This is a genomic window from Paenibacillus xylanilyticus, from assembly GCF_047246825.1.
Classification (GTDB): domain Bacteria; phylum Bacillota; class Bacilli; order Paenibacillales; family Paenibacillaceae; genus Paenibacillus; species Paenibacillus xylanilyticus_B.
Map to the genome: position 1 here is coordinate 2,178,329 of NZ_JBFOLB010000001.1, position 25,402 is coordinate 2,203,730.

The 25,402-nt window shown below is 47.8% G+C and carries 25 protein-coding genes; 4 read left to right on the top strand and 21 right to left on the bottom strand.

The features are described from left to right. Positions 1–69: 69 nt before the first annotated feature. The 7 genes from AB3N00_RS09440 to AB3N00_RS09470 all read right to left on the bottom strand — a co-directional run bounded on the left by AB3N00_RS09440 (position 70) and on the right by AB3N00_RS09470 (position 6,143). The gene (locus AB3N00_RS09440) at positions 70–948 is read right to left on the bottom strand and encodes an ROK family protein (RefSeq protein ID WP_413034299.1); all 879 of its coding nucleotides are present in this window, start codon (positions 946–948) and stop codon (positions 70–72) included. Between the two features lie 71 nt (positions 949–1,019). Further along, entirely contained in the window at positions 1,020–1,709 is a 690-nt protein-coding gene (locus AB3N00_RS09445) for an MOSC domain-containing protein (RefSeq protein WP_413034300.1), read from the bottom strand. A gap of 32 nt (positions 1,710–1,741) precedes the next feature. Continuing rightward, complete coding sequence (locus AB3N00_RS09450) at positions 1,742–2,857, bottom strand: phosphodiester glycosidase family protein (protein ID WP_413034301.1); 1,116 nt, start codon at positions 2,855–2,857, stop codon at positions 1,742–1,744. Then, the gene (locus AB3N00_RS09455; RefSeq protein WP_413034302.1) at positions 2,854–3,747 is read right to left on the bottom strand and encodes a 5'-3' exonuclease; all 894 of its coding nucleotides are present in this window, start codon (positions 3,745–3,747) and stop codon (positions 2,854–2,856) included. Before AB3N00_RS09455 ends, AB3N00_RS09450 begins: the two co-directional genes overlap by 4 nt. Before the next feature lie 339 nt (positions 3,748–4,086). Continuing rightward, a complete protein-coding gene (locus tag AB3N00_RS09460) occupies positions 4,087–4,452 on the bottom strand; it encodes an arsenate reductase family protein (RefSeq protein ID WP_413034303.1) in 366 nt (121 codons plus the stop codon). A 132-nt stretch (positions 4,453–4,584) separates the two neighbouring features. After that, positions 4,585–5,571, bottom strand: a complete 987-nt coding sequence (locus tag AB3N00_RS09465) for an RluA family pseudouridine synthase (RefSeq protein ID WP_413034304.1) — start codon at positions 5,569–5,571, stop codon at positions 4,585–4,587. Continuing rightward, positions 5,568–6,143 carry a cob(I)yrinic acid a,c-diamide adenosyltransferase gene (locus tag AB3N00_RS09470; RefSeq protein ID WP_413034305.1) on the bottom strand — a complete coding sequence of 192 codons (576 nt, stop codon included), beginning with the start codon at positions 6,141–6,143 and terminating at the stop codon, positions 5,568–5,570. Before AB3N00_RS09470 ends, AB3N00_RS09465 begins: the two co-directional genes overlap by 4 nt. A 237-nt stretch (positions 6,144–6,380) precedes the next feature. On the opposite strand from AB3N00_RS09470, the gene AB3N00_RS09475 reads away from it, so the two are divergent. Further along, on the top strand, positions 6,381–6,992 hold the full coding sequence (locus AB3N00_RS09475; protein ID WP_413034306.1) for a DedA family protein: 612 nt from the start codon (positions 6,381–6,383) through the stop codon (positions 6,990–6,992). A gap of 120 nt (positions 6,993–7,112) precedes the next feature. Here the strand turns inward: AB3N00_RS09475 and AB3N00_RS09480 are convergent, their stop codons facing one another. From AB3N00_RS09480 to AB3N00_RS09510, 7 genes are all read right to left on the bottom strand, one after another. After that, entirely contained in the window at positions 7,113–7,649 is a 537-nt protein-coding gene (locus AB3N00_RS09480) for a bifunctional adenosylcobinamide kinase/adenosylcobinamide-phosphate guanylyltransferase (protein WP_413034307.1), read from the bottom strand. A gap of 36 nt (positions 7,650–7,685) precedes the next feature. Then, the gene (locus AB3N00_RS09485; RefSeq protein ID WP_413034308.1) at positions 7,686–8,237 is read right to left on the bottom strand and encodes a hypothetical protein; all 552 of its coding nucleotides are present in this window, start codon (positions 8,235–8,237) and stop codon (positions 7,686–7,688) included. Positions 8,238–8,394: 157 nt separating this feature from the next. Further along, positions 8,395–8,583 (bottom strand): aspartyl-phosphate phosphatase Spo0E family protein, encoded by a 189-nt coding sequence (locus tag AB3N00_RS09490; protein ID WP_312884395.1) that lies wholly within the window; start codon positions 8,581–8,583, stop codon positions 8,395–8,397. Between the two features lie 222 nt (positions 8,584–8,805). Continuing rightward, entirely contained in the window at positions 8,806–10,014 is a 1,209-nt protein-coding gene (locus tag AB3N00_RS09495) for an aminotransferase class I/II-fold pyridoxal phosphate-dependent enzyme (protein WP_413034309.1), read from the bottom strand. 13 nt (positions 10,015–10,027) lie between these two features. Then, positions 10,028–10,528, bottom strand: a complete 501-nt coding sequence (locus tag AB3N00_RS09500; RefSeq protein ID WP_095288304.1) for an Lrp/AsnC family transcriptional regulator — start codon at positions 10,526–10,528, stop codon at positions 10,028–10,030. A gap of 181 nt (positions 10,529–10,709) precedes the next feature. After that, complete coding sequence (locus tag AB3N00_RS09505) at positions 10,710–11,105, bottom strand: spore coat protein (protein ID WP_413034310.1); 396 nt, start codon at positions 11,103–11,105, stop codon at positions 10,710–10,712. 33 nt (positions 11,106–11,138) lie between these two features. Continuing rightward, positions 11,139–11,372, bottom strand: coding sequence for a hypothetical protein (locus tag AB3N00_RS09510; RefSeq protein ID WP_413034311.1), 234 nt, complete (start codon positions 11,370–11,372; stop codon positions 11,139–11,141). A gap of 99 nt (positions 11,373–11,471) precedes the next feature. Here AB3N00_RS09510 and AB3N00_RS09515 point away from each other — a divergent pair, with 99 nt between their 5' ends. Continuing rightward, the gene (locus AB3N00_RS09515; RefSeq protein WP_413034312.1) at positions 11,472–12,692 is read left to right on the top strand and encodes an NAD(P)/FAD-dependent oxidoreductase; all 1,221 of its coding nucleotides are present in this window, start codon (positions 11,472–11,474) and stop codon (positions 12,690–12,692) included. A gap of 82 nt (positions 12,693–12,774) precedes the next feature. Here AB3N00_RS09515 and AB3N00_RS09520 read toward each other — a convergent pair whose 3' ends face one another. The 4 genes from AB3N00_RS09520 to AB3N00_RS09535 form a co-directional block, all read right to left on the bottom strand. Continuing rightward, complete coding sequence (locus tag AB3N00_RS09520) at positions 12,775–13,974, bottom strand: MFS transporter (protein WP_413034313.1); 1,200 nt, start codon at positions 13,972–13,974, stop codon at positions 12,775–12,777. A gap of 122 nt (positions 13,975–14,096) precedes the next feature. Continuing rightward, positions 14,097–14,663 (bottom strand): hypothetical protein, encoded by a 567-nt coding sequence (locus AB3N00_RS09525; protein WP_413034314.1) that lies wholly within the window; start codon positions 14,661–14,663, stop codon positions 14,097–14,099. 125 nt (positions 14,664–14,788) lie between these two features. Beyond that, positions 14,789–15,166: a DUF350 domain-containing protein gene (locus tag AB3N00_RS09530; protein WP_175399851.1), complete on the bottom strand. Its 378-nt coding sequence runs from the start codon at positions 15,164–15,166 to the stop codon at positions 14,789–14,791. A 114-nt stretch (positions 15,167–15,280) separates the two neighbouring features. Continuing rightward, positions 15,281–17,647 carry an endonuclease MutS2 gene (locus AB3N00_RS09535; protein WP_413034315.1) on the bottom strand — a complete coding sequence of 789 codons (2,367 nt, stop codon included), beginning with the start codon at positions 17,645–17,647 and terminating at the stop codon, positions 15,281–15,283. 188 nt (positions 17,648–17,835) lie between these two features. Between AB3N00_RS09535 and AB3N00_RS09540 the strand changes: the two genes are divergently transcribed. Both AB3N00_RS09540 and AB3N00_RS09545 read left to right on the top strand, forming a co-directional pair. After that, a complete protein-coding gene (locus AB3N00_RS09540; RefSeq protein WP_127539412.1) occupies positions 17,836–18,198 on the top strand; it encodes a phage holin family protein in 363 nt (120 codons plus the stop codon). Positions 18,199–18,446: 248 nt separating this feature from the next. Beyond that, the gene (locus tag AB3N00_RS09545) at positions 18,447–18,836 is read left to right on the top strand and encodes a cytochrome C oxidase subunit II (protein WP_413034316.1); all 390 of its coding nucleotides are present in this window, start codon (positions 18,447–18,449) and stop codon (positions 18,834–18,836) included. 105 nt (positions 18,837–18,941) lie between these two features. Here the strand turns inward: AB3N00_RS09545 and AB3N00_RS09550 are convergent, their stop codons facing one another. From AB3N00_RS09550 to pheS, 3 genes are all read right to left on the bottom strand, one after another. Next, the gene (locus AB3N00_RS09550) at positions 18,942–21,650 is read right to left on the bottom strand and encodes a hypothetical protein (RefSeq protein WP_413034317.1); all 2,709 of its coding nucleotides are present in this window, start codon (positions 21,648–21,650) and stop codon (positions 18,942–18,944) included. A gap of 138 nt (positions 21,651–21,788) precedes the next feature. Beyond that, positions 21,789–24,242 carry a phenylalanine--tRNA ligase subunit beta gene (pheT, locus tag AB3N00_RS09555; protein ID WP_413034318.1) on the bottom strand — a complete coding sequence of 818 codons (2,454 nt, stop codon included), beginning with the start codon at positions 24,240–24,242 and terminating at the stop codon, positions 21,789–21,791. Between the two features lie 67 nt (positions 24,243–24,309). Continuing rightward, positions 24,310–25,344 carry a phenylalanine--tRNA ligase subunit alpha gene (gene pheS, locus AB3N00_RS09560; RefSeq protein WP_175399507.1) on the bottom strand — a complete coding sequence of 345 codons (1,035 nt, stop codon included), beginning with the start codon at positions 25,342–25,344 and terminating at the stop codon, positions 24,310–24,312. Between the last annotated feature and the right edge of the window lie 58 nt (positions 25,345–25,402).

Sequence of the window (25,402 nt, forward strand, 5' to 3'; positions counted from 1 at the left end):
CCGTACTATGCTGTTGCTCATATCTTACCACAATGGAGAAATTCGTCAACCATTTGATGATAAAAGTATTTAATTGTTCAATGCCAATTTTGCCAAAGCCAGCGAGCCGCACAGTCCGGCGTTATCACCCAGACCTGGCGGAACAACATACTCGTCGATTCCCGAGTGAAGAGCAGGGTGCTGAACATATCCAGCCAGCAGTTCCTGCAGTTTGCTGCGTACCATAGGGAAAAGATGCTCCTGCTTCATCACTCCGCCACCCATTACAATTTTTTGTGGGGAGAGAATCAGTACATAATTCATGAGTGCGTGTGCCAGATAGTGAGCTTCAATCTCCCAGGCTTTGTGATCTGCGGGCAGTTCGTATGCTGGCTGCTCCCAACGTTTGTTGATCGCCGGGCCCGCTGCGAGTCCTTCCAGACAATCCCCATGGTACGGACAGAAGCCTTCATATGTATCCTCAGGATGTCTGCGCACAATAATATGACCCATCTCAGGGTGAGACAAACCATGCACCATTTTGCCGCCTACAACGGCACCAGCACCGATCCCTGTTCCAACAGTAATATACAGGCAGCTCTCAAGCCCCTGTGCTGCTCCCCAGGTCGCTTCGCCCAAGGCCGCCCCGTTTACATCCGTATCAAATGTCATCGGCACATCAAAATGTTCCTTGAGTTTGCCAATGAGATCATACTGACCCCAATGCGGCTTAGGTGTAGTTGTAATGTAACCATACGTAGGACTTCCTTCAATCGGGTCAATCGGGCCAAAAGAACCCACACCCAAGGCTTCGATCCCCTTGCCTTCAAAAAATGCGATAACCTGCGCCATCGTTTCTTCCGGTGTCGTTGTAGGAAAGCTTACCCGTTCAAGCACCTCTCCGTTCTCTGTACCGATCCCACATACAAATTTGGTTCCTCCAGCTTCAATTGCGCCTAAAATCGTCAAGTTAGTCACACTCCCAAGTTAGTTTAAAATGGAATTCATTTTTTGTTTCTGAACGATGATATGGTGAAGAACTATTGCCCGCTCTCCAGCTTGTCCAAACGTTTCAATAACGTCTGCCTCCAGCTATCTGACAGCTCTGGAATGGCCAGTAGTGCACGCATTCCGGCAGCATCCTTTCTCCCCTGATGCATGATTCGATTGGCTTCAAGAACAGTCATGGATGCAGGATTGGTGCGGATTCGCCGCAATGCAGAGGCAGGTTCCACTTCCCCCTCCTGCATCACGCGAAAATAAAATCCGGTATAGCCGCTCTCCTGAAAATATACAGGCAGCTCTTTGAAATCATACCGGGCAGCGAGTTTGAAGCAGGGTTGTCTTGGCTGGCTCACCTGGACCAATGCTTTGCCCAGTTCGTATACATCACCAATCCGGACTTGATCCTCAGGACACCCTTTAACCGTCAAATTTTCACCACAGGCTCCCCAGTCCAGCTTGCGATTCATCAGTTGTTCGAGCACAGAATATCGACTGTAATCGTATACACAAACAGCCTTATCCGGTCCCCCATGATTCTCCAGATCCGCCTGGGCATCTCCCGTCATTCCAGTGAATGACAGGAAAACCGGACCGGATACGGGATGTTTCACAATGCCGCTGAGCACTTCACGCTTCTGGCCAGGAAGGGGCTGAGGCTGTCCCACGTTGATGGCAAGAACAGCTGTATCCTGCTCTGCTGGCTGTTGATCAGGTGTGAGTGTCATCTGCTTCATACCTCCCATTAATAAACTGTTCTTTAACGGACTGAGCCACCAAAAACGAGTGTATTGCTTAACAGACGCCCTGGTGAAGTCAGCATCTTACCACCTGCATACATGCCTGAGGATGCACCACCATCCAGATTCATCGCCTGCTTGGCACCCAGCTTCTGCATGACTGCCGCCCACTCTTTGATGGTCGCTCCCGAAACGGTTGCCAGCATGACCGAACCGTCTGCCATGATTGCAATCCCGCTTCTGGCCCCCGAGGCATTCAGAATTTTGGTATCCTTGAAGCCTTCGCTTGTTGGATTCACGGCGACTTTACCGTCTTTTACCAGACGGGGACCAGCACCAACGGCAGTAACCACATCCTGCCAAGGGATTTCTTTGCCTGCTGCATTGGTATACTTATAATTCATTTCTACTGTTGAACCTACGGTAAAGCGGTCGGCAGAGGATTTCTGATTGCCCGTGAAGACCAATACAGACCCGTTCTTCGGAATCGCCACATTGTTATTCGCCACTTTCTTGGTGACAATCCCTTTTTCCATCACAACCGCAATACCGCCTTTAAATCCGACCTTAGGGCCACGTTCCGGAGTGTACAGCATTGAAATGCTCGCACTCGCGGAAGGCGTACGGTTGATGAATGTTGCATACCAGCTGCGTGATTTACCTGTTGAATCGGTAACTTTACCTGTAAGACTTACCTGGAGAGAATCCATAATGGCTGTGCCATCTTCCTTAAAACCTATCGTTGTTCCGTATCGTCCAATATGTATAACTTTTCCATTTGTTATTAACATGCCGTACGGATCTGGTGCTCCATTGTAAGCTTCAAAGAAAGCGCCGTTAATGGCAGCTTGGGCTCCATAAGCTTTCACAATTGAAGGCAATGTGGCCGTTTGACCAACCTGTTTTTTGGCTAATCCCACGGTAACCGGTGTTCCCTTCGGAATACTTACCGTTTGCACAGTAAAATTTCGTCCTGCTGCTGCTACTTTCTGTACTTTGGTGCTAATTGCCGCTTTTGCATCGGCTGTCTGTGGAGCGCCCACCGCTCCTGAAAATAACACCGGCAAAGCCAGGACGAGGGCCATAGCCCCTGTCCACCACTTTCTACCGGCCCGTTTTGTCTGCGTGTTGCTCACCCTATTGCCACTCCCATCCAAGAGCCCAGGCTCTTCATCTCAAGTTGTTCAAACTTGTCCATCACCATATCCGGATCAAGACGCAATTCACATACATCCAGTGCACAGGCAACCGGTACAGCGCAGTGAATCTCTGCCAGTTTGCGGGACAGATGCAGCATGTCGAGATCGTTCTCGATCTTGTTGCGTACCGAAGGTGTCAGCTTATCCAGATTATCCAGGATTCCCTCAATGGAGCCGTATTCCTGCACAAGCTTCAGAGCCGTTTTCTCACCAATACCACGTACGCCCGGGTAATTGTCACTTGCATCCCCCATCAGACCCTTCATATCAATCACTTGACGAGGTGTCAGCTGCTTCTCTGCCATGAGAGATTCAGGCGTGTATACCATGTAATTGCCATGACCTTTTTTCATAATAATAATGCTTGTGCGGTCATTGATCAGTTGCAACATATCGTGGTCACCGGTCAGCACCATCACGTTCATCTCGGTCTGCTCGGTGTAATACTTGGCCAGTGTACCGATGCAATCATCGGCTTCATATCCCTCTGCTCCGATATTTGGAATACCCAGGCTGTCCATAACCTCACGGATCAGTGCAAACTGGGGAATCAGATCATTCGGCGCTTCAGGGCGATTGCCTTTGTATGCCGCATATTCTTCACCGCGAAACGTCTTGCCCCCCATATCCCAGCAGCATACCACATGACTTGGTCCGAAAGTCTGAACCGCATCCCAGAAATAACGGATAAATCCGTATACCGCGTTGGTTGGCAATCCTGCCTTTGTACGTCTGATATATCCGCTCGCAGATGTCGCGTAGAATGCCCGGAACAACACCGCCATACCGTCTACCAGCAACAAAGTAGGTTCATTACGTTGATTCACTTGATTTTGTTCTCTCCTATCCTGGTTCTATATAACTCAAACTAACGAATTACACTAGACCACTTCAATCGCAGTACCTCTTCCGATCACTGTTATCCCCTGATTTTTTTGAATCCCTTCTCCAAAGGGAAAAATCAGGGGATAAAGGTTCTGCACTTTCCGTTCCCATGTAAATGTTAATCCAACTTATATAGCAAATAAAATATCGAAACTAATTCTATCATTATAGCATAGTTCCGCCAAGCATCGTTCAGCCAAAAAAGCCCTGAATTTTGAACAATTCAGGGCTGGGATTGCCACTTCATATATGATCGGACAATCACGCTAATCTATGCTTATTTATGCGTTGTTCCATTCCTGTTCATACGCCTCTTCCTTGAATCCCACAGTCACCTTTTCTCCATCCGTAACAATTGGACGTTTAATCAGACGACCATTGGAAGCGAGCAGACGAATCTGTTCTTCGGCAGACATGCCAGGCAGCTTGTCCTTCAACTGCTGCTCCTTGTACACCTCTCCACTTGTGTTGAAAAACTTCTTCACTTCAAGTCCGCTCTTCTGAATGAGATCGGTTAATTCGAATTCGGATGGCGGTGTGTCGAAAATGGGGATTAACTCCAGCTCATGTCCCTGAGCTTCAAGCCATTTTACAGCTTTGCGGCAAGTGCCGCATTTGGCATACTGGTATACTTTCAGATTACTCATTACAACTGTTCCTCCTAAAAGCTCCGGTTTCGATTTCTCGCTTCCCTTGGTTTGCTTCGCAAATCCAAAAGTCACTCCAAATCGATACCATCGCAATACGTCTAAAAATGATTAAAACCATAGATTCGAAAGCTACTCCAGCTCTTCTCGGGGAGCTGCCTCATCATTCAAACGTTTCTCCAGCGCAGCCATATCTGATGGAAGCGGGGCATGGAACGTCATTTTTTCCTGTGTAAGGGGATGTACAAACGAAAGCTCACACGCGTGTAATGCCTGACGCCAAATCCACTGATCCCGCTCCTCGCGTTCAGCCACGGTCTGCTCATCAATTTCATCCGTAGCTAGTGTCTTGTACATTCGATCGCCGATCAGCGGACATCCGACAGACGTCATATGTACACGAATCTGATGGGTTCTGCCGCTCTCCAGCTTCAGGTTTACCGCACTTGCAGTCCCACCAGCCCACCTTGTTATCGTGGTGTATAATGTTCTCGCTGCGTAACCGTCAGGCGTGACAATACGTCGATGAGGCTCCTCCGGATCACGGTCGATGGCACCATCAATGGAACCCTGCTCGGGAACTGGGGATCCATGTACAAAAGCGATATACTTTTTATCCACCGTTCCTGCGATCATTTGTTCAGACACATGCTGGTGCACGTACGGATTTTTGGCAATGGCCAGTACCCCGGATGTCTCCTGATCCAATCGATGAATAGGCCTAAACCGGAAACGCTCTCCCTTGGACTTCCAGTAATGAACAACCCCATTGGCTAATGTCCCTGTATAATGTCCATGTGTCGGATGCACAATTACGCCGGCATCCTTGTTAACGATGAGCAGATGCTCATCTTCGTACAAAATGGTAAAAGGAATGGACTCTGGCAGAATGTCATCGGATTCCTCCTGTTCCATTCGAACCTCCAGTACATCGCCTGCGGATACTTTGACGCTGATATACACACGTTCTCCATTTAACATGACTCCCTGCTCCGTGAGCTTAAGCCTTGATAAGAGCTTGCGTGATATCTGCAGCCGGCGCTGAAGCACGGTTTTCAGCAGCCAGCCATCTTCCTGCTCAGGAATCGTGTAGACGATTGGCGAATAATATCCGCTCATTCTTTGCTGCGGAACACTTTTTTGCTCCGTACATATTCAATATCCGACACCTGCTGTCTGGCATTGGCGGTCCGTGCTACAACGAAGAAATAATCCGACAGGCGGTTCAAATAACGGCGTACCGAAGGATTAATATCTGTATGCTGACCCAATGTTACGGCACGACGTTCTGCACGGCGGCATACCGTACGGCATACATGAAGTGCTGAAGACAGCGGACTGCCGCCCGGGATAATAAACCGTTCCACTTTCGGGTTCTCTGCATCGTACTGGTCTATCCATTGTTCAAGCCGGGTGACCATGTCATCCCGTACCTTGTACTTGGTTTCGCTAATTTTCACAAATGCCAAATCCGACCCGCAATCAAACAATTCCTGCTGTACCTCCAGCAAATGTTCGCGCAAATCCTCGAATTTCCCCTCTGCATCATCAATCAGACTGATCGCCTGGCCGACAAAACAATTCAACTCATCTATAGTGCCATAAGCTTCCACCCGGTCATCATCTTTGATAACCCGTCCCCCGATGACCGAAGTTTGTCCTTCATCACCTGTTCGTGTATAGATGCCCATTTGCCATCCCTCCAAACGTTTAATTTTAATTCACATGGCAGAACATTAGGTTAATTCGGTTAATTTTTGTATTCATGCCCTTCTAACATCAACTTAACCAGTATACTTGACCTCAGATGGTTACGGAAATGCATTTTTTTCAGAAACCGGTTGTACCCTTTGCACGTATATATGAATTGGCGTGCTCTGCCCGAGTATACGTCAAATTCAGGTAAATCAAAAGTAGAGGAGACGATTATGCAAAACTGGATAACCGATTTCATGGAACAATACGGCTACATAGGCATAGCACTCATTATTGCTCTAGAAAACGTATTTCCTCCCATTCCATCGGAAATTATTTTGCCTTTCGGCGGATTCATGACGACGTACACCAGCCTTACCCTTCCTGGTGTAATCATTGCAGCTACCATTGGTTCTGTGCTGGGTGCTATGATTCTCTATGGTATCGGACTTCTGATTGACGTGAATCGTCTGGAGAAAATTGTAGATCGCTGGGGACATATTTTGCGAATCAAAAAAGAGGATATTCACCGTGTCGATGCATGGTTTGACAAATATGGAATGTGGACCGTATTATTCTGCCGCATGGTGCCTCTCGTTCGCAGTCTTATCTCGATTCCTGCAGGCATGTCCAACATGAAATTCGGTTTGTTCGTCCTCTTCACAACCATCGGGACACTTGCTTGGAATATCATTCTGGTCTCGGTCGGGGCTGCACTTGGCGCTTCTTGGGAGAATATTTTGCACTTTATGGACGTCTATTCTCTGGTCGTCTATGCGCTGCTCGCCATCATCCTGGTTGGCTGCATCATCTGGTGGATCAGACGTATAAAAAAACGTAAATAAAGATCGTTCATCACAAACAACTGCTTGTAATTTTACACTCCGTAGATAAATAAGCCTCCGTCCACAATAGTGGTTACGGAGGCTTTTGTATGCCTGTGCATCTTTCACATTTATTTTCTTTTACTCATCGTATCGCATTTCTTGCTCTTTCAAATCAATCGCCAGTCCTGATATCACCATATACATGCGATCTGAGTGGGCCTGGAGCGCCCGGTTCACCGAAGCCATTCTCGCTGCAAAGATGCGTTCCTTTTCCGATGGATACAGCGAACCATGCATTTCATTAGTAATGACCAGCAGCTTGCCTTGATAAGATAGCAAGGCATCAAGCAGCTGTTGTGTATGTACGCGTTGTTGATCCAGATCATCCGTTGCTCTAAACCCGGCAGCCATCCATGAGGTCAGACTGTCCACGATGACTATTCGCTGATCAGCCAGAAACAGATTCGATTCCCGATTGATCTGGTGAATGACCTCCGTCAGATGATGACCGTTGCCGGGTGAAATGGCGCGATAATGAGCGGATGGCAGTTCCGGAATCACCGGATCATGATCGCCTGTGGATAAATAGATTCCTTCCCGGCTGATTTGGGCTGCGTAACCCAGGGCAAACCTGGTTTTACCACTCCCTATACCGCCAGTGACCGTAATCAGCAATCCGCTCCCCTCCTTCAGTTACCATACTGCATTACGCTATTCTGTCAGCGCCTTCAGCACTTTTTTGGAATCTTCAACATTGGCAGCCGATAGCGGAATGGTAGCGAACAGATTTTGAGCGGCATAGTCCAGATCCTTGAACATTTGCATCTCTTCTAGCGGGATACCATAGAGATGTGATTCTTTCTTAATGTCAGTACCGTCGTCTCCTTGACCCTGCTCAACAAGGACTCCGCCGTCAAACACACCACGTTTATACTTCTCTGGATCAAATGTATCATCAAGCGGAATATTGGAGCCGTTACTCCCATATTGTTTCATATCCGCTTCCGGCAGGATGAAAATATCATGACTCCCTGCTGCGTACTCTACCATGATTTTCTGGACATCGTACATTGCACTCGTAATGACTTCCACTTTGGGCTCCTCACCCAGTTTTTTCTGCAAATTGGCCTGTAACTGCTCCGAGATTACGGATGGGTTACCTTGATTATCAATGATGAAAATGGTAAATCCGTCCTTCCCACCACATCCAGCAAGCAGAAAAATCAATGAAACGATTGCTGTTAGCCCCCAAAATCTCTTCATTCCAGTTCCCCCTTTAGTCTCCTAAGTACAATATATCACAATTGTTCCACGCAAAAAAATAACCCGTTCAATTAAGAGATTACATAACCACATCAAAAAAAGACCCTGAAGGGTCTCCTTTGCATTTCATATGGGTAACGTTTTCGTTAACAGCAATTTATCTCCCTTTTATCGGGTTAGCTTTCATGTATTCATTAATCTTCAAATCCAACAAGCTGCTGATTTCAATCACAATTTCCGAGGTGAAGGATTTCTCCTCAAGGAAAATCTGTTCCATCTTGCGACGAAGGATATGGATCTCATCTTCCAAGGAAATGTCATGCAAAGATTCGTGATCCGGTCTCACCGACCACCGGTCGCCATGATCGCTCTCAGCCAGATAATGCCCACGATTAGTCGGTAAATCATATTCAACACAAAACAATGCCAACCCCTCCTTGGAAAATTAGTTTCCAAATATATGAAAAACATATTTCAAATTGAAATTATATCACAATATTTTGTAAATGAAAGTTATTTTTTTCTAAATTACAAAATGGACACATTTGCAAAAAGTTTCTACTTCCTATTAACCCTCTTTTTGCAGTTTGTAAACAAAATTTCCGATTCGTTCCAATGCTTCGTTCAATTGGGTCACTGAAGTGGCATAGGAACAGCGCAGAAAACCTTCTCCCTGAGGGCCAAACACGTTCCCAGGAACAGCAGCCACCTTATTTTCGGTTAAGAGACGCTCTGCAAAAAGATCAGAGTTGAGACCCGTTTTCTGAATGCTAGGAAATGCATAGAATGCTCCCTGAGGTTCGTGACAATCCAGGCCAATATCACGGAAACCCTGTACGATAAGACGTCTGCGCTGATTATAGGACTCCACCATTCGGTCCTTCTCCCCCAGCCCATTCGTTAACGCTTCAAGCGCTGCGACCTGCCCCATGGCTGGAGCACACATTACCGTATACTGATGAATCTTCAACATGGCTGCGATAAGTTCAGGATGACCGCACATGTAACCGATTCGCCAGCCTGTCATGGCAAATGCCTTTGAGAAGCCGCTCACAAGAATGGTCCGTTCCTTCATATCCGGAATTGATGCGAAGCTGACATGTTTTTGTGTATACGTCAGTTCTGCATAAATTTCATCAGCAATTACGATGAGATCATGCTTCTTGATGACTTCTGCAATCGGCAGCCAGTCTTCGTACGTCATAATGGCCCCCGTCGGATTGCTCGGATAACATAAAATCACAACTTTGGACTTCGGCGTAATGCCTGCTTCCAGTGCCTCGGCAGTCAGCTTAAATTGATCTTTCGCATAGGTCTCAACACCCACAGGAACTCCTCCGCCTATGGAAGCAATTGGAGAATAGGCCACGTATGAAGGCTCCGGAATCAGAATTTCGTCCCCAGGCACAATTAATGCACGCAGCGCAAGGTCAATGGCCTCACTGCCGCCAACCGTAACAATAATCTCATCCTTGGGATCATACTTGGTATCGAATTGAGTATCCAGGTAATTACTGATGGCTTCTCTCAACTTGGGCATCCCTGCATTCGATGTATAACTTGTCATGCCTCTTTCGAGGGAATATACACAAGCTTCACGCATATGCCAAGGCGTAACGAAGTCGGGTTCACCAACACCCAGCGTAATAATATCCTTGTTGTCGCCCACCAGGTCGAAAAACTTGCGAATCCCGGATGGGGGTATCTGTTGAACCAGAGGTGCCAGATACGAGGTCATCTTCTTGTTGTTCCCTGTTGTCTGTTCATTCACTATCATGACACATCTTCCTTTACGGCGAGATCATGAGACGGTTATCTTCCTGATGGTCTTCAAAAATGATCCCGTCCTGCTTATATTTTTTAAGAATAAAGTTCGTTTTGGTCGAAAGCACAGAATCGATCGGTGACAGTTTCTCCGATACAAAGTTAGCGACTTCACGCAGGTTGCCACCTTCTACTTCTACGAGCAGATCGTATGCACCTGACATGAGATAAACTGATTTCACTTGCGGATACAGATAAATGCGTTCGGCGATGCCCTCAAAACCACGACCGCGTTCCGGTGTGATCTGTACTTCAATCAGGGCTGTTACTTTCTCATCATCAATTTTGCTCCAGTTAACCACGGTTGCATACTTTACAATAACGTGATCCTGTTCAAGCTGGGCCACAGCGTTCTTGATCTTGTCTTCAGACTCCCCCAACAGTGTAGACAGCAGCGCTGGAGACCTTCTAGCGTCTTCCTTCAGCAGATCCAGAACTTTTAATTGCAGATCGTTCAAATCTTTCATGACTTTCCCTCCAGCGTCATCCAGGTTCCTGAAAATGAATTAATACTTATATTACATGAATTTAACGTCCATGCAAAGATAAAAACCGCCTGCCCTGAATTCAGGCAAGCGGTGGTATGGTCCATAAAAACTTGAGCTTTAACCCAATTCACAGATATGCTTCAACCTGTTCGTAAAAAGGCTACATGTAATAAGGGTTCACGTAATTGGGTTGATGCTGAGGCACATTAGGTGCTTGGCTGTAAGGACTGGACTGTGTATTCTTTTCCTGAATGAACTGATTACACTTTTGCTGTGTTTGTTGTGCTGACTGAATCGTCTTGTCTAATTCGCTTCGAGTGGCCTTCGAAGAAGCCGAGTACATGTTGTTCTGCTGCATCAGATTAAACAATTCCCCCTGCAATCTAAGGGTACTGTTCGTCAGGTCTGTAAACATTCTGCGGGTCACCGGGCAGGAAGATTCTGTTGTTGCTGTTGTGTATTCACGCGAAGTTCGTCTTAAATCTGCAAGAATCGACTTCAACAGGTCCTGTTCCTGCATAAAATTCCCACCAGATGACAAAGATTGAGAGTACATGCGATTTCCTCCTGTGTGTTTAGATTTCCGGGACTATTGAGCTTGTGTAGGCGCAATGGACTGATGCTGCTGAAGCACATTGACGAGTGTGTTTAGATGCTGTTCATGTGAGCGAACATACTGGTTCAGAGCCTGCTGGATTTGCGGGTTATGTGTGATGGAAGCTGTTGCTGCACACTGTTTGATCAGCATTTCTTCATTGGAGATCGAGTCTGCAATATAGTTCAGTTCTTTGGGGCTAAGTGCCTGCATTTGTGTATTTTGCATGTACCGTCTTCCTCCTTAATCTAAAGTTTATGCGAGTTTATTTTTACCTTGTCCTGCAAAAGTATACTCATTTAACCATTCAATTGAGGTGATTTCATTATGGAACTTATAAATGGCAATACGATTTGGCCAACTACTTTCCAACCCCATTTCAACTATCCGGTTCTCGAAGGTGAGGTCAACTGTGATTGTCTCATTATCGGTGGTGGCATGGGAGGAGCCCTGTCCGCCAAACTTCTAACTGAACGAGGATTACGCACGATAGTCATTGATAAGAGAGAGATCGGTCATGGCAGCAGCATGGCCAACTTGGGACTGCTGCAATACTCTAATGATAAGACACTCACGTCCTGCATACATACCTTTGGTGAAAAACGTGGGATACGATTTTACGAATTGTGCCGTATTGCCCTGCAGCAGCTGGAGGACATCGTCTCCAGTTTGGAGATTGACCCATGGTATGTCCCTCGTACAAGTTTGTACTGTGCCAGCTGCGAAGATGATGCATCCATGTTGGAAGAAGAATATTGCACGCTCAAAACCTACGGGTTCGATGTGGAGCTGTGGAATCGGGACAAAATTAGCACCCACTTCCCTTTTAGCAAGCCGATCGCATTGTTCACCAATGGAGATGCGGAAGTTAATCCCTTCAGGCTGGTGCACGGCTTGCTTCAATCTGCTTCCAGAAAGGGTGCCCGGATCTACGAACGGACCGAGATGATCCATTGTGACTATGGTGAAGACGGTGTCGTCTGTTACACGCCTAATGGGACAATTCGCGCCAAGCAGGTCATTTTTTCAACAGGATACGAAACTCAAGAGATTAAGAATGACCGCGGAGCCTATCTGCAGAGTACTTATGCTATTGCAACCAAACCACTGAAGGATCTCAGTAGTTGGTATAACCGTAGCTTGATATGGGAAACGGCTCGTCCTTATTTATACATGCGAACAACCCACGACGGCAGAATTCTGGCCGGGGGACTTGATGAGGAGATTCCACATGATGACCAGCGTGCAATTAGAGCCAGAAGTAAAGGGGAGACTTTACTGTATAAAATAGCTGACTACTTTCCACTGCCAGATCTGGAAATTGATTATGCTTGGGAAGCTGTTTTTGGCAGCACCCATGATGGACTCCCTTTTGTCGGCCCGCACCCCGATTACCCCAATTGTTATTTTATTGAAGGGTATGGGGGCAACGGTACGGTATATAGCATGATTGCCGCATCCATTCTTGCAGATGTCATTACTATGGGCAAGAACGAGGACATGGAGTTGTTCTCATTAACCAGAACCAATAAACCTTCTCCTGTGTAAAATGAAAAAAGGTGCAGATCAGGAATTCCTTCCTGTTTCTGCACCTTTTTTTGTTTCTGACAATCTGATGAGGACAGCAGTGTTACCGCTGTGTTTGAGTTAGCATTTTACGCATAAAGATCCAGCCGATCAGTGGGAAAGCACCTAAAACCACAATCAGCCAGGTTAGCATCTGCAGTGAAGGGCCATTCATCACGATGAGGATAAATACAGCCAGACCAGACAAGCGCCCTGTCATAAGACAGAGCTCCCTTAATACGACAAGTTCAACCCTTTTCTCCACATTTTCGCCGCTCACTCCCATCAAGTCGAATCCTGCCGCGATCATGGGCAGCATGTATAACGGCATGGCGAGAGCTGAACCAACTCCCATAATTAAGAGTGTGCCATAGCTCACTTTCCAGATTAAGGGGAGCAGGACGACAAATAAAATGATGGCCCCCGTCAACATGCCTTTGGATCTATAGTGAGGTTTGAACCACTTGCCCACCATCCAGTAACTGACCAAGGCTACTGCAGATGTAATCAATGAAAACTGACCCAGCTTGTACTCCTGTTCCGTGGCTACATAAACCAGGAGCGCGATAAGAAAGGCAAATACACCTTCCCTAACACCCTGGGCGAACAACCCAAGACCAACAGGCCTCCATTCACTCCCTGCACGAGATAGCTGTTGCCAAGGTTCCGACCAGCGGTAGGTACCGCTGACTTTTCTCTTTTTCAGGAAAAAGCTGAAGACCACAGCTATCACGTATATCACGAGTGACACGGTAAAAATGAGACGATAACCTGAGTTATCAGCCATCCTTGAAATGATTAAACCTGAAAACCACGGGCCGACAATCCCTGTCATGGAGCCCAGTAATCCTACCCATCCATTAAACAGGTCTCTGTTCTCCCGGTCTGTTACTTCAAAGTACACTACGTTAAAAGCAATCCAGAACAGACCCAAAGCACATCCGAGCAATATACCGAGCGGCCATATCCAGTCCACCGCCCGTGGACCCGCCCAGAGAACCAGCATATAGAAGATGCCGGACAGCGCTGTTCCCAAACGCAGTGCACTCATTTTATTATGTTCCTTCACCCATTTACCGGCTAACCAAAATGTCAATCCAAGGGCAAGCTGCTGACTTACCGTAAACCATCCGAGCATGGCATAGTCTGGACGACTCTTCCACAAATATACATTCAGAAACGTTCCCGACAAAGCTCCGGCTAACACAAACAATCCATTCACGCCCAGAAGCAGAATGGATTGTCGGCCCAGAGATATCTTCATCTGCTCCCTCCTTATTCCACTTGAAGTCAGCACTTCGCAGGCAGGTCTTAGGGTTAACCTACCCCAAGCAGAGGAAAAACATGATGAATCTCAGGAATAATTCATTTTTAATGGAGTGGAAATTACTTCTTGGCGCTTAGATTTCGAATGAGACGCAGCCGATCATCTTCGGACAGACTATATTGCACTTGGAAACATCCAGAGCAGATATACATCTGTACCGTGAACGGTGCGTCCAGCAGGGAATCAGCGCTTGAAACCGCATTGGCAGCAGGTGTGAACGTGTCCGGTTTGGAGGTTTGTGTGCCCGCCAGAATCATGAATTCACGGCAATGCGGACATTCCGGCACTTCTTCCTGCAGGTCAAGCTGCTTTTCCACACCTTCTTCGTATTGGATCAGATCGTTGCCTTCATCTGCATATTTGGTCAAGGTACGCAGTTCGGGCAATTTCAGTTCTACTTCATCCCCCCACAATGCAGCAATATCAGAGGTCTGGTCACGGTCCTGAACATCATCTACATCGTAAATATCGTCTGCTGCATCTTCTTCTTCTTCATCTCCGATGTTAATGTTCAGTGTACGGTAACCCTTCAGTTCATTGTGGCAATACGGACATTCTTCTTCAGGTCCCAATTCCTCATCCCATACGATTTCGGTGTGGCACCAAGGACATACTGTTGTTTCCAAATTAGATCAACCTTTCTTTATACAATCTTCTTGTCAGGTGTTCAGGACATAAATGACACCGATAGCAAAAAACACAATAGATGCCGCGAACAAAATCCGTATCAATATTTTCATGCCAGGTCCCCCTACATGATGCTCGCGCCGATTACAAATGACAACGAGACGGAAATAATCATGGATATTAAACCAACTGCCCGATTATCTCGTGCAATTTCCTTGTCTATTGAGAAAACGGGTGTCAAAAACTCGAACAGAAAGTAGGCAATGAGCAGAAGAACAAAGCCTACAAAAGACCATGTCATCGCTTCATACACAGAAGACTTGGCCTGAATGCAGAATCGAAGCACGTTGCAGATCCCAAAGATCTTGCCTCCCGTCGCCATGGCAACAGCCACATTGCCTTTCTTGATCTCGTCCCAACATTTGTATTTGGTTACAAGTTCAAAACATGCCAGAAAAACAAGCAGCTCCATGATGGCTACCGAGAAAAAACCGAGTACCATCCCCAAGGGATGAGACAGCAATTGGTCAATCGTCCCTTTCACTCACTGTTCCCCTTCCCTGTTCCACTGCCCCTCTCACCATTGGCATTGGAACATCGTTGTTTCATGGTTGGGCTATTCCAATTCTGCAACGGTTACGCCGTTTCCGCCTTCTCCATAGTTGCCCAGCCGGTAACTTTTAATATGTTTATGCTTACGCAGATAATCCTGAATACCGGAACGCAAAATTCCTGTTCCTTTACCGTGAATAATGTAAATTTGACCCAGATTCGCCAGGAAGGCTTCATCGATAAAACGGTCTGTCTCCATCAATGCTTCCTCCAAGTTGGTTCCCCGTAAGTCCAATTCACTCTTCACATTGTCGTCACGTGTGCGCTTCATGCCAGTGACCGGTTTCTGTTTGGGCTTCGCTTCAGGCGCAGATTGCTTCAGCTCCAGATCATCCAGAGATACTTTCATTTTCATGATCCCCAGCTGCACAACCGCTTCTTTGCTACCGGACAATTCAACGACATGCCCTTTTTGGTTCAAGCTGTACACATGCACCTCATCGCCTGGGCCGATAGCCCGGGTTTTGGTTGCAGCCCCTGTGCGCTTCACTGTTTTCTTGCGTTTTTCCGGCTCGGCTTCATCCAGTTGTTTACGGGCAGCAATAAGTTTATGCTCTTTTACGGATGCGCCTTCTTCCATCGCGAGCTGACGCAGATCGGCAATAATTTTCTCTGCTTCCGCTCTGGCCTTGTCTACGATATTGCGAGCATCTTCCTCTGCTTTTTCAATCCGGCGTTCACGCTGCTGTTCCAGTTTCTCCAGCTCGGATTGATGACGACTGCGTAATTTCTCCATATCCTGACGCAGACGCTCCGCATTCTCCCGTTCCTGTTCTGCTGTAAGCCGGTTCTCTTCAAGGGATGCAATCATGTGTTCCACACGCTGATCCTCTTCCTTCACCTCACCACGAGCATAATCCAAAATATATCCCGGCAATCCAAGACGTTCGGCGATCGCAAACGCGTTGCTTCGTCCCGGAACACCTACGAGTAGACGATACGTCGGGCTCAGTGTATTCACGTCAAACTCCATGCTGGCGTTAATGACGCCTTTACGTTCGTAAGCATAAGCTTTCAGCTCACTGTAATGCGTTGTCGCTACCATGCGGCATCCCGTCTGATGCATATGTTCCAGAATGGAGATCGCCAGTGCCGATCCTTCGGCAGGATCTGTTCCTGCCCCCAGCTCGTCAAGCAGCACCAAACTTTTGGTAGTCATATTTTTCAGAATTCGGATAATGTTTGTCATATGGCTGGAGAACGTACTCAGATTCTGCTCAATGCTCTGCTCGTCCCCAATATCGGCATAGATTGCGTCAAACACACAGAGCTGACTGCCATCTTCGGCAGGAACAAACAGACCGGACATTGCCATGAGGCTCAGCAAACCAATTGTTTTGAGTGTTACTGTCTTACCACCCGTATTCGGCCCCGTCACAATAATGGATGTATAATCATTGCCCAGTTCAATGTCGGTCGGTACCACGTTTTCGATGGCGATCAGCGGATGACGTCCTTTTTTGAGCTTGATAAATCCACGATCATTCATGCGAGGCAAAGTGGCTTTCAGTTCACGGGCATGCCGCGCCTTGGCAAAGATAAAATCCAGAGATCCCAGCAAATCGACGTCGTACAACAGCCATTCCGCCTGCTCGCTGACAAGTGCCGTCAATTTCTGCAAAATCACTTCAATTTCGCGTTCTTCCCGAATCCGGGTCTCACGCAATTTGTTGTTCATCGCTACGATGGACTCAGGCTCGATAAACAGTGTTGCTCCTGAACCGGACTGATCGTGCACGATCCCGCCAAAGTAAGAACGATATTCCGCTTTTACCGGGATGACGAATCGATCTCCACGAATGGTGATCAGCTGATCCTGAAGCATCTTGGACACCGTAGAGGAACGAATCATGGAATCCAGTTTCTCGCGAATTCTCGATTCCCCGCCACGAAGCTCACGCCGAATCTGCGCCAGCGTTACACTCGCGCTGTCTGCAACTTCAGCGTTGTCATCGATGCAGACCCGAATGGCGTCTTCAAGCGCTTTTTGCTCCGACAGTTGATCGCTGATAAAAAACAATGACTCAATCTTTTCATCTTCATGAAGGGCCGCGATTTGACGCTTCAAGCGGCGAGCTGCCAAAGTTGTGTTGGAAATTCCAAGAAGTTCATGCGGATTCAGGGTTCCTCCAATTTCGGCTCGTTTCACGGATGCCGTGATGTCAACAATGCCTCCAAAAGAAGGTGAACCTTTCAGACGGTCATATGTGAATGCTTCATCGGTTTGTTGGAGTAATCTTTTTACTTCTTCCAACTCACTGATGGGTTCCAATTGTTCCGCTTTCTTTTTCCCCATGGTCGTCTGTGCATAGCTTTGTAATGTATTTAAAATTTTGCGGTATTCCAGTGTGTGTAAAATTTTCGTGTCCAAGTGTACAACTCCTTCCAAACTATATCTGTATTATAACGAAAGAAACTATGTCGCGCTATTTAACGAATCCTTCCACACATAAGTTCTGACATCATGCTACAAACTACAGGTGTCAGGATTTTGCAGCCTCTCCGTGTGATGGGATGACAAACGCATAATCCGATCTGAACTTAAAGGAGGTAAACACGTTGAACTTCTTGGGACATGTTGTACGTTTTATCATCGCTGCGATCGTATTAATGGTTGTCAGCTGGATTGTTCCCGGATTTGCTGTCGGTGGTTTCTGGAGCGCCCTGCTGCTCGCTCTGGTTATTGCACTGCTCGGTTGGATCATTGAAGGCGTTTTTGGCAAAAGGGTCACCCCTTTTGGCCGCGGGATCGTCGGCTTTATTGTCAGCGCATTGGTGATCTGGCTCGGTCAATATATTGTTGACCATGTCGAAGTTAGTCTGCTTGGTGCCATCCTGGCTGCGCTGGTGATTGGGATTATCGATCTGTTCATTCCGGTATCCACACCTTTCGAAGCGGGACGAAGCTCCAAGAATAACTAAGAAGTGCCTGATATTGCAACTGTTTTAAACACCTGCGAGTTCTCCTTCAACCTCTGATGGCCAATATGCCAGATGAGGTTTTTTCATTTCCATAGGGTCTCAGCCGCTCTTCTGGATTAGAGAGAAATTCTACTTGCTAATCTTCAAAAAAACGACTTATCCTTCATGTACAGGCCTTACCATTTTGCGGTATGATGACTTGAGAAATGTTTAAAATTTCATCTATATCATGCTTAAGGAGGCACATGATGAAAAAGACTATGGCTTGGCTTGCAGCCTGCATGTTGATCTTGGTTCTCGCCGCTTGCGGAGGAGCCAACCAGTCCGCAGACTCGGGCAGCAGCGGTGATTCCGATGCCGGCGTAACCGCAAGCGAGGAACTCGTAATCAAGGCAAGCAACTATGAATTCGACCAACCGGAATACCATCTCAAAAAAGGGGTCCCGGTTAACATTGTTTACGAAAATGTCAATGGTAATCATGGCATTCTCGTTCCTGAGCTGAATTTGCAGCTCGATACCAAAAACAGCTCTAAAGTGATTACCCCCGACAAAGTAGGAGAATTCGAAATGTCCTGCTCCGTGTTTTGTGGAAGTGGGCATAGCAGCATGATCTCCAAAATCATTGTCGAAGAATAATAAGCCCCAAGACAAGGAGCCCCCGCAGCGACGGGAGCTCTTTCTGTATTATAACAAATTGTACATTCGTACGATGCCCATGATTCCAGTCATGATCTGATTCCGTTAGGTCTGATCCTGTTCAATCAATTCGATCCATTCGTTATATTCCGTCTGCAACTTCGTATATTCATCGTGCAGCTGTCGATACTCCATGTTCAGCTGCTCTGCCTTCTCCTGCTCCATTTCACGTTCCACCTGCAGCAAACGCAGCTGATTCGCTGCAAGCTCGTACCGCTCGCCAATCTCCAGCAGTTCATTTTCCATCGTTTGCTTCTCTTCTATTGCTTCCGCGCGCAGTTGGTCCAGCTGCTGTCGTTCCTGCTCCAGCTCTTCCACCTTTTCAACAGTGGCGGCACTTTCCTTCTGCCATACGCTCAATTCGTTCTCAAGCAGGTTCCAGCGTTCCTGCCAGGATTGTTCCTGTACAGCCCATTCTTCTGCACGACGCTGCCAGACCTTATCCTGCTGTTCGGCTTGTTCAGCTCGAGCAAGAAGCTGAGCTTCCCGCTCTTTTAACTCGTTCAGCCGTGATGCGAGCTCTGCCTGTGACGCAGACAATTCTTCATGCTTGATTTGCCATTCCAGCGCTTCCTCCTCTGTCTGTGCAAGCAAACCGCTCTGTTCAGCAAGTTGTTCCGATAGCTTGGTGGCATGCTCTCTCGACTTCGCAAGCGCCTGTTCCAGCGACTGCTTTTCTTGGCCTAGTTCATCCAGCTCGCGAGTCCGATCCTCTTCGCGCTGAAGTGCATCCCCATAATCATTCCGGATTAGTTTATAGGTTTCCTGGAGTTTGTTCAGTTCTTCACGGATACGGTTAAGTTCATCTTCGAGTTGTACACGTTCCTGGTGCTCACGACTTGCCTGCTCGTTGTAGCGATTCGCTTCTTCTCTGTACCCGCGAGCTTCTTCCTTAACCACGGATAATTCATCATGAAGTGACTGTACACCAGACTCCAGTGTTTCATTCTGTTCTGCTGCCTCAAGCACTTGAGTCTCCAGCTCTCCCATTTCGACAAGACGTTGTTCTGCCAGTTCCTTCCATGACTTTTCACTTTCGGTAAGCGTACTGATTTCATTTTGCAATGTACGTACGGCAGCATGTGCCTGCTCCAGAACCTTCTGCAATCTGCGTTGTTCATTCTCCGACTTCTCTTCGGCTTCACGCAGCTTCTGAATATCCTTTTCAAGGAGTCCATGCTGCTCTTGAATTTTGCGAAGCTGTGCTGTGAGAGAAGTTTCTCGCTCCACCGTATCATTGTATTGCTGTTTCCACTCTTGCTCGGTTTCACGAGACTGCTGCAAGGCATTCTCCGTTTCGCGAAGCTGCTCCTGCAGCTGGACACTGTCTTCCTTCAGCTGTCCCAATTGCTGTTCAAGTTCCGCTATCCGGCGTATCTGAACTTCCTGCTCTTGTTTGCGTAACGTATGTTCATTCCGCAAAGTATCAAGTTGATTGCGTTCGTTCTGAAGCTGCTGTTCCTGATCCGCAACCACTTCCTGTGCCTCTGCCAGCTGCTTCCGTAGATTGCCCAGTTCGTTTTCAATCTCCGTGATGTGATCCGCAGCCCGCGCCCGCTCTTGATCAAGCTGTTGCAACAGTTTTTCCCGTTCTTCTTGCAACGCAGCTTCAGCACTAGCCGCGGCTTCTGTAACCTGAATGGCTGCAGCTTCTTTTGCTTGCTGCAATTGCTCCTCGTAAGCAGCTTCCTTTTCCATCCATTCCAATTCAGACTGCTCCGCGGATTCGTGGAAATCGGCTTTTAGCTTTTCAATCTCGGTTACGTGGTTCTGTACCATTCGTTGTTGCTGTGCTGCCTGTTCTTCCTTCACCTTGGCCAGTTGCAAGCTTAATTGCTCAGCAGCCTGCTGCTCGGCCTCCTGCAAGCGCTGATTCGTTTGGGCCTGAAGTTCACGGTATTGAAGCTCAGATTCTTCCTGAACCTTCTTCAATTGGCTCTCAGCCTGCTCCAGCTCAGACAAAATCGCGGCCTCAGCTTCCTCTTTGGCTGCCTGTACCTGCTGTGCCGCCTTCGCTTCGATCTTCTGCCGTTCTGCTGCAGCACGAGTTTCGGCTTCCTTGAGCTGAGCTGCTGTCTTATCCTGAAGCTCTTTGTACTGTGCAGTTGCCTTGATCTGACTCTGCTGCAATTCGGCTGCAGCGCGTGCCTGTACTTCTTTCAGTTGAGAAGCAGCTTGAGCCTGAGCCTGTTTAAGCTGATTTGCTGCTTTTTCTTCTGCTTCTTTCAGCCGCAACTTCATCTTCTCTTCGGCTTCCCTCAGCTGCGCAGCAGTCTGTGACTGCCATTTTTGTTCACGGGCTGCCGCCTGTGCACGTTCCTGCTCCAGCATGGCACTCAGCTTGTTTAACTCTGCCTGCTTCTCGGATTGCAGTTTCGCCATGGCCTGTTCTACCTCGGACTTCTGCTTGGTCGCTTCAGCAAGCGCCTGGTCACGACGCTCCAGTTCCTGCTGATGTTCACTTTGAATCGCATTCAGCCTGTTCAATTCATTTCTAAGTTCTGTACGTTCACCGGTCAGCATTTTCAATTCATTCCGGATCTCCTGAGTCTGTAGAGACTGCTCAGCCATATGTACAGCCGCCAGCACCGCAATACGCGGAGTATCCAGACGGGAGTGATGCTTGGAAATTGCGTTCATGCGCTCATCTACCAAATTAGCTACTTGTTTCATATAGTCGGAACTGCTGCCAACCAGTTTATAGGAAGTCCCGTAGATCTCTACGGTGACGCGTGTACGATCAGGTGTAGTCACAGTTGTGCCCTCCTTCAAGTCTGTATGTTGATTCTAAGCTGTAATGACAAAAAAGTCACATCGATCCTCTAATGCTAAGGATTCGATGTGACTTCAAGCAATTCCTGCTAATCTTTGTTCAAAAAATTGGGTTCTGTTCTATTTGCGCAATTCTGCTCCGAATTGCTCCTCCAGACGGGCAACCACACGAGCATGAACCTCAGTAATTTCCTCATCCGTCAACGTACGTTCACGGGTGCGATACACAAGAGCCATAGCTACACTCTTCTTGTCTTCACCCAATTTGCTGCCAGTAAACACATCGAATACCTGTACTGTCTGCAGCAGTTCACCCGCAGCTTCACGAATTGTGCGCAGCATATCTCCCGCTTCAATGTCCTTGCTTACAACTACCGCAATATCACGTTCTACGGCTGGGAAGCGCGGAAGTTCGCGGTAACGAATGTCTACATCTGCTTCATTGTATATTGCTTCAAGAGCAATCTCTGCGATGTACACATCATTCAGATCGTATTGCTGCTGCAGTTCAGGATGCAACTGACCCATGGTACCGATCAGTTTGCCTTCGCTACCATTCTTCCCATCCAAATATACGGAAGCGGAACGTCCCGGATGGAAGCCTTCAGGACTGTTTGCCACAAGACGAATACGTTGTTCCAGTCCGACATAGGAGAACAGGTTCTCAAGTGCACCTTTCAGGTCGAAGAAGTCCACTTTTTCTGCTCCCACATTCCACTGCTGGGAGGCACGGTTGCCGGTAAGCAGCAGGCTCAGGACCGGAATCTCATGCGGTTGTTTAGTCAGCTTTTCTTCTTCGGTGAAGAACACGCTGCCTACTTCAAACACAGCCAGTGAATCCTGCTTACGGTTCATGTTGTAGACCGCTGCATCCAGCATTTGCGGCAGAATGCTTGTGCGAAGAACACTGCGATCCTCACTCATAGGCATAGCCAGCTTCACTGCCTTGCTTCCTTCGGTCAATGCCGGGAACAGAGTTGCTTTATCCGGATGTACAAAAGAGTAACTGATCATTTCCTGCCAGCCACTTCCTGCAAGCAGGCCACGAATAGTGCGGCGCATCGCTTGGGAGCGCGTGTAGGCACCTGGTGTTGTTGGTCCTTCAATCAATGTGGTTGGAATGTTGTCATATCCATAGAGCCGTGCAATTTCTTCGAAGAGATCTACGTCACGGGTAATGTCGCCTCTACGTGTCGGCACTTCCACATCAAGCAGTCCCTGCTCAGCGTCTCCGCACGCAAAGTGCAGACGAGCAAAAATGGTTTTCACCTCAAGCAGTGACAGCTCTGTTCCCAGATAACGATTCAATCTGTCCAGCGACAGCTGTATAACGCGTTTCTCTGCCACTTCTGCTCCAGCTTCCACGATTCCCTGGTGCACTTGCCCTTCAGCATAACGTTGAATCAATTCAGCTGCACGATCCAGTGCCGTAATGACAGCCCCCGGGTCAACTTCCTTCTCAAAACGCATGCTTGCTTCGGAACGCAGCCCCAGTTGGCGCGACGTTTTCCGAACAGTACCGCCGTCGAACTTGGCGGATTCGAGCAAAAGATTGACGGTGCTTTCCGAAACCTCGGAATTCTCGCCACCCATAACACCAGCGATGGCTACCGGCTTCACGCCATCCGTAATCAGCAGCATGTGCGGTTCGAGCTTGCGCTCCTGGCCATCCAAAGTCACGATCGTTTCGCCTTCCTTGGCCATACGTACTTCGATATGACCTTTCTCCAGCTTATCTGCATCAAATGCATGCAGCGGTTGACCATATTCCAGCATCACATAGTTTGTGATATCCACAATGTTATTGATAGGACGAACACCAGCCGCAACCAGACGGTTTTGCATCCAGAGGGGAGAAGCTCCAAGTTTAATGCCTGTCACATAACGTGCTGCATAGTGACTGCATTGTTCCTGAGCTGCGATCTCCACCGAGATATGATCCGCAGCAGCATCACCGATCTCAACCAGCTGCTCTTTTGGGTCAGGCAGCTTCACTTCACGACCCAGAATGGCGCCTACTTCGTAAGCTGCACCGCGCATGCTCAGGCAGTCGGAACGATTTGGTGTCAAATCCAGTTCAAGCACATGATCATCCAGTCCAAGCACTTGGCTGATCGGCGTGCCAATTTCGGTTTGCTCCGGCAAGACAAGAATGCCTTCCTGCTGATCTTTTGGCAGCAACTTGTCATTCATGCCCAGCTCTTTCGCAGAGCAGATCATGCCGAGTGAAACGACGCCGCGCAGCTTGGCTTTTTTGATATCCAGTCCACCAGGGAGTTTCGCTCCAACCAGGGCCACAGCTACCTTTTGACCTGCATCCACATTTTTCGCTCCACATACGATCTGCAGATCTTCTTCCTGTCCGGCATCAATGATACATACGTTCAATTTGTCGGCATCCGGGTGCTTCTCTTTGCTCTTCACATAACCTACAACCACTTTGTTTACGCCCTGGTTGCGGTTCTCTACAACATCGATTTCAATCCCTGCACGTGTAATTTTCTCTGCCAGTTCCTGTGGCGTCACACCTTCAAGGGCAATATAATCAGACAGCCAATCTGTCGATACTCTCATGGACGTTCACTTCCTTAATCTATAAATTAGTTTTGCAGTTCAAGCGCTGCGCTTGCTTATCGTTAAGTTACAGCCGTCCGAATTGCTTCAGGAATGCCATATCACTGTTATAGAAATGACGAATATCATCGATACCGTACTTCAGCATCGCGATACGCTCAACCCCCATACCAAATGCGAAACCGCTGTATTTCTCAGGGTCATATCCCCCCATTTCCAGCACTTTCGGATGAACCATACCGCCGCCCAGAATTTCAAGCCATCCAGTTTGTTTACATACCCGGCAGCCGCTACCGCCACATTGTACACAGGTTACATCCACTTCCGCACTCGGCTCGGTGAACGGGAAGAAGCTTGGACGCAAACGAATTTCCGTGTGAGCACCGAACATTTCACGCACAAATTGCAGCAGGGTTCCCTTCAGGTCACTCATACGAATGTTCTCGCTGATGACCAAGCCTTCAACCTGGTTGAATTGGAAGGAATGCGTAGCATCGTCATCATCGCGGCGGTATACTTTACCCGGGCAAATGACTTTGACAGGCACTTCCCCTTTCATGCTCTGCATGGTCCGCACTTGAACCGGAGACGTATGGGTACGCATCAACAGGTCTTCTGTTACATAGAAGGAATCCTGCATATCGCGGGCCGGGTGGTTCTTCGGCAGGTTCAGTGCTTCAAAGTTATAGTAATCCATTTCCACTTCAGGACCTTCCGCTACGCGGTATCCCATACCGATGAAAATATCTTCGATTTCCTGTACCACTTTGGTAAGCGGATGCAGGCCGCCTTGACGTCCACGACGTCCAGGGAGGGTCACATCAATTTTCTCGGATTGAAGGCGCTTCGCTGTCTCTTCCTTCTGGAACTGCTCCTGCTTGCTGTCGATGACTTCCTCAATGGCACTGCGAACATCGTTGGCCACTTGCCCAATCACTGGACGTTCCTCCGCACTAAGTGCACCCATACCACGTAAAATCTCGGTCAATGCGCCCTTTTTCCCCAAATACTTTACACGCAGATCACCAAGCGTCTGCGGATCATTTACGCCGGACAACTGTTCCAGCGCTTCGATCTTCAATGCCTCTAAACGTTCTTTCATGTGTAATTGCCCCCTTTATGTGGTGTTATTGCAACAAAAAAAGGCCTTTTCTCCCCAA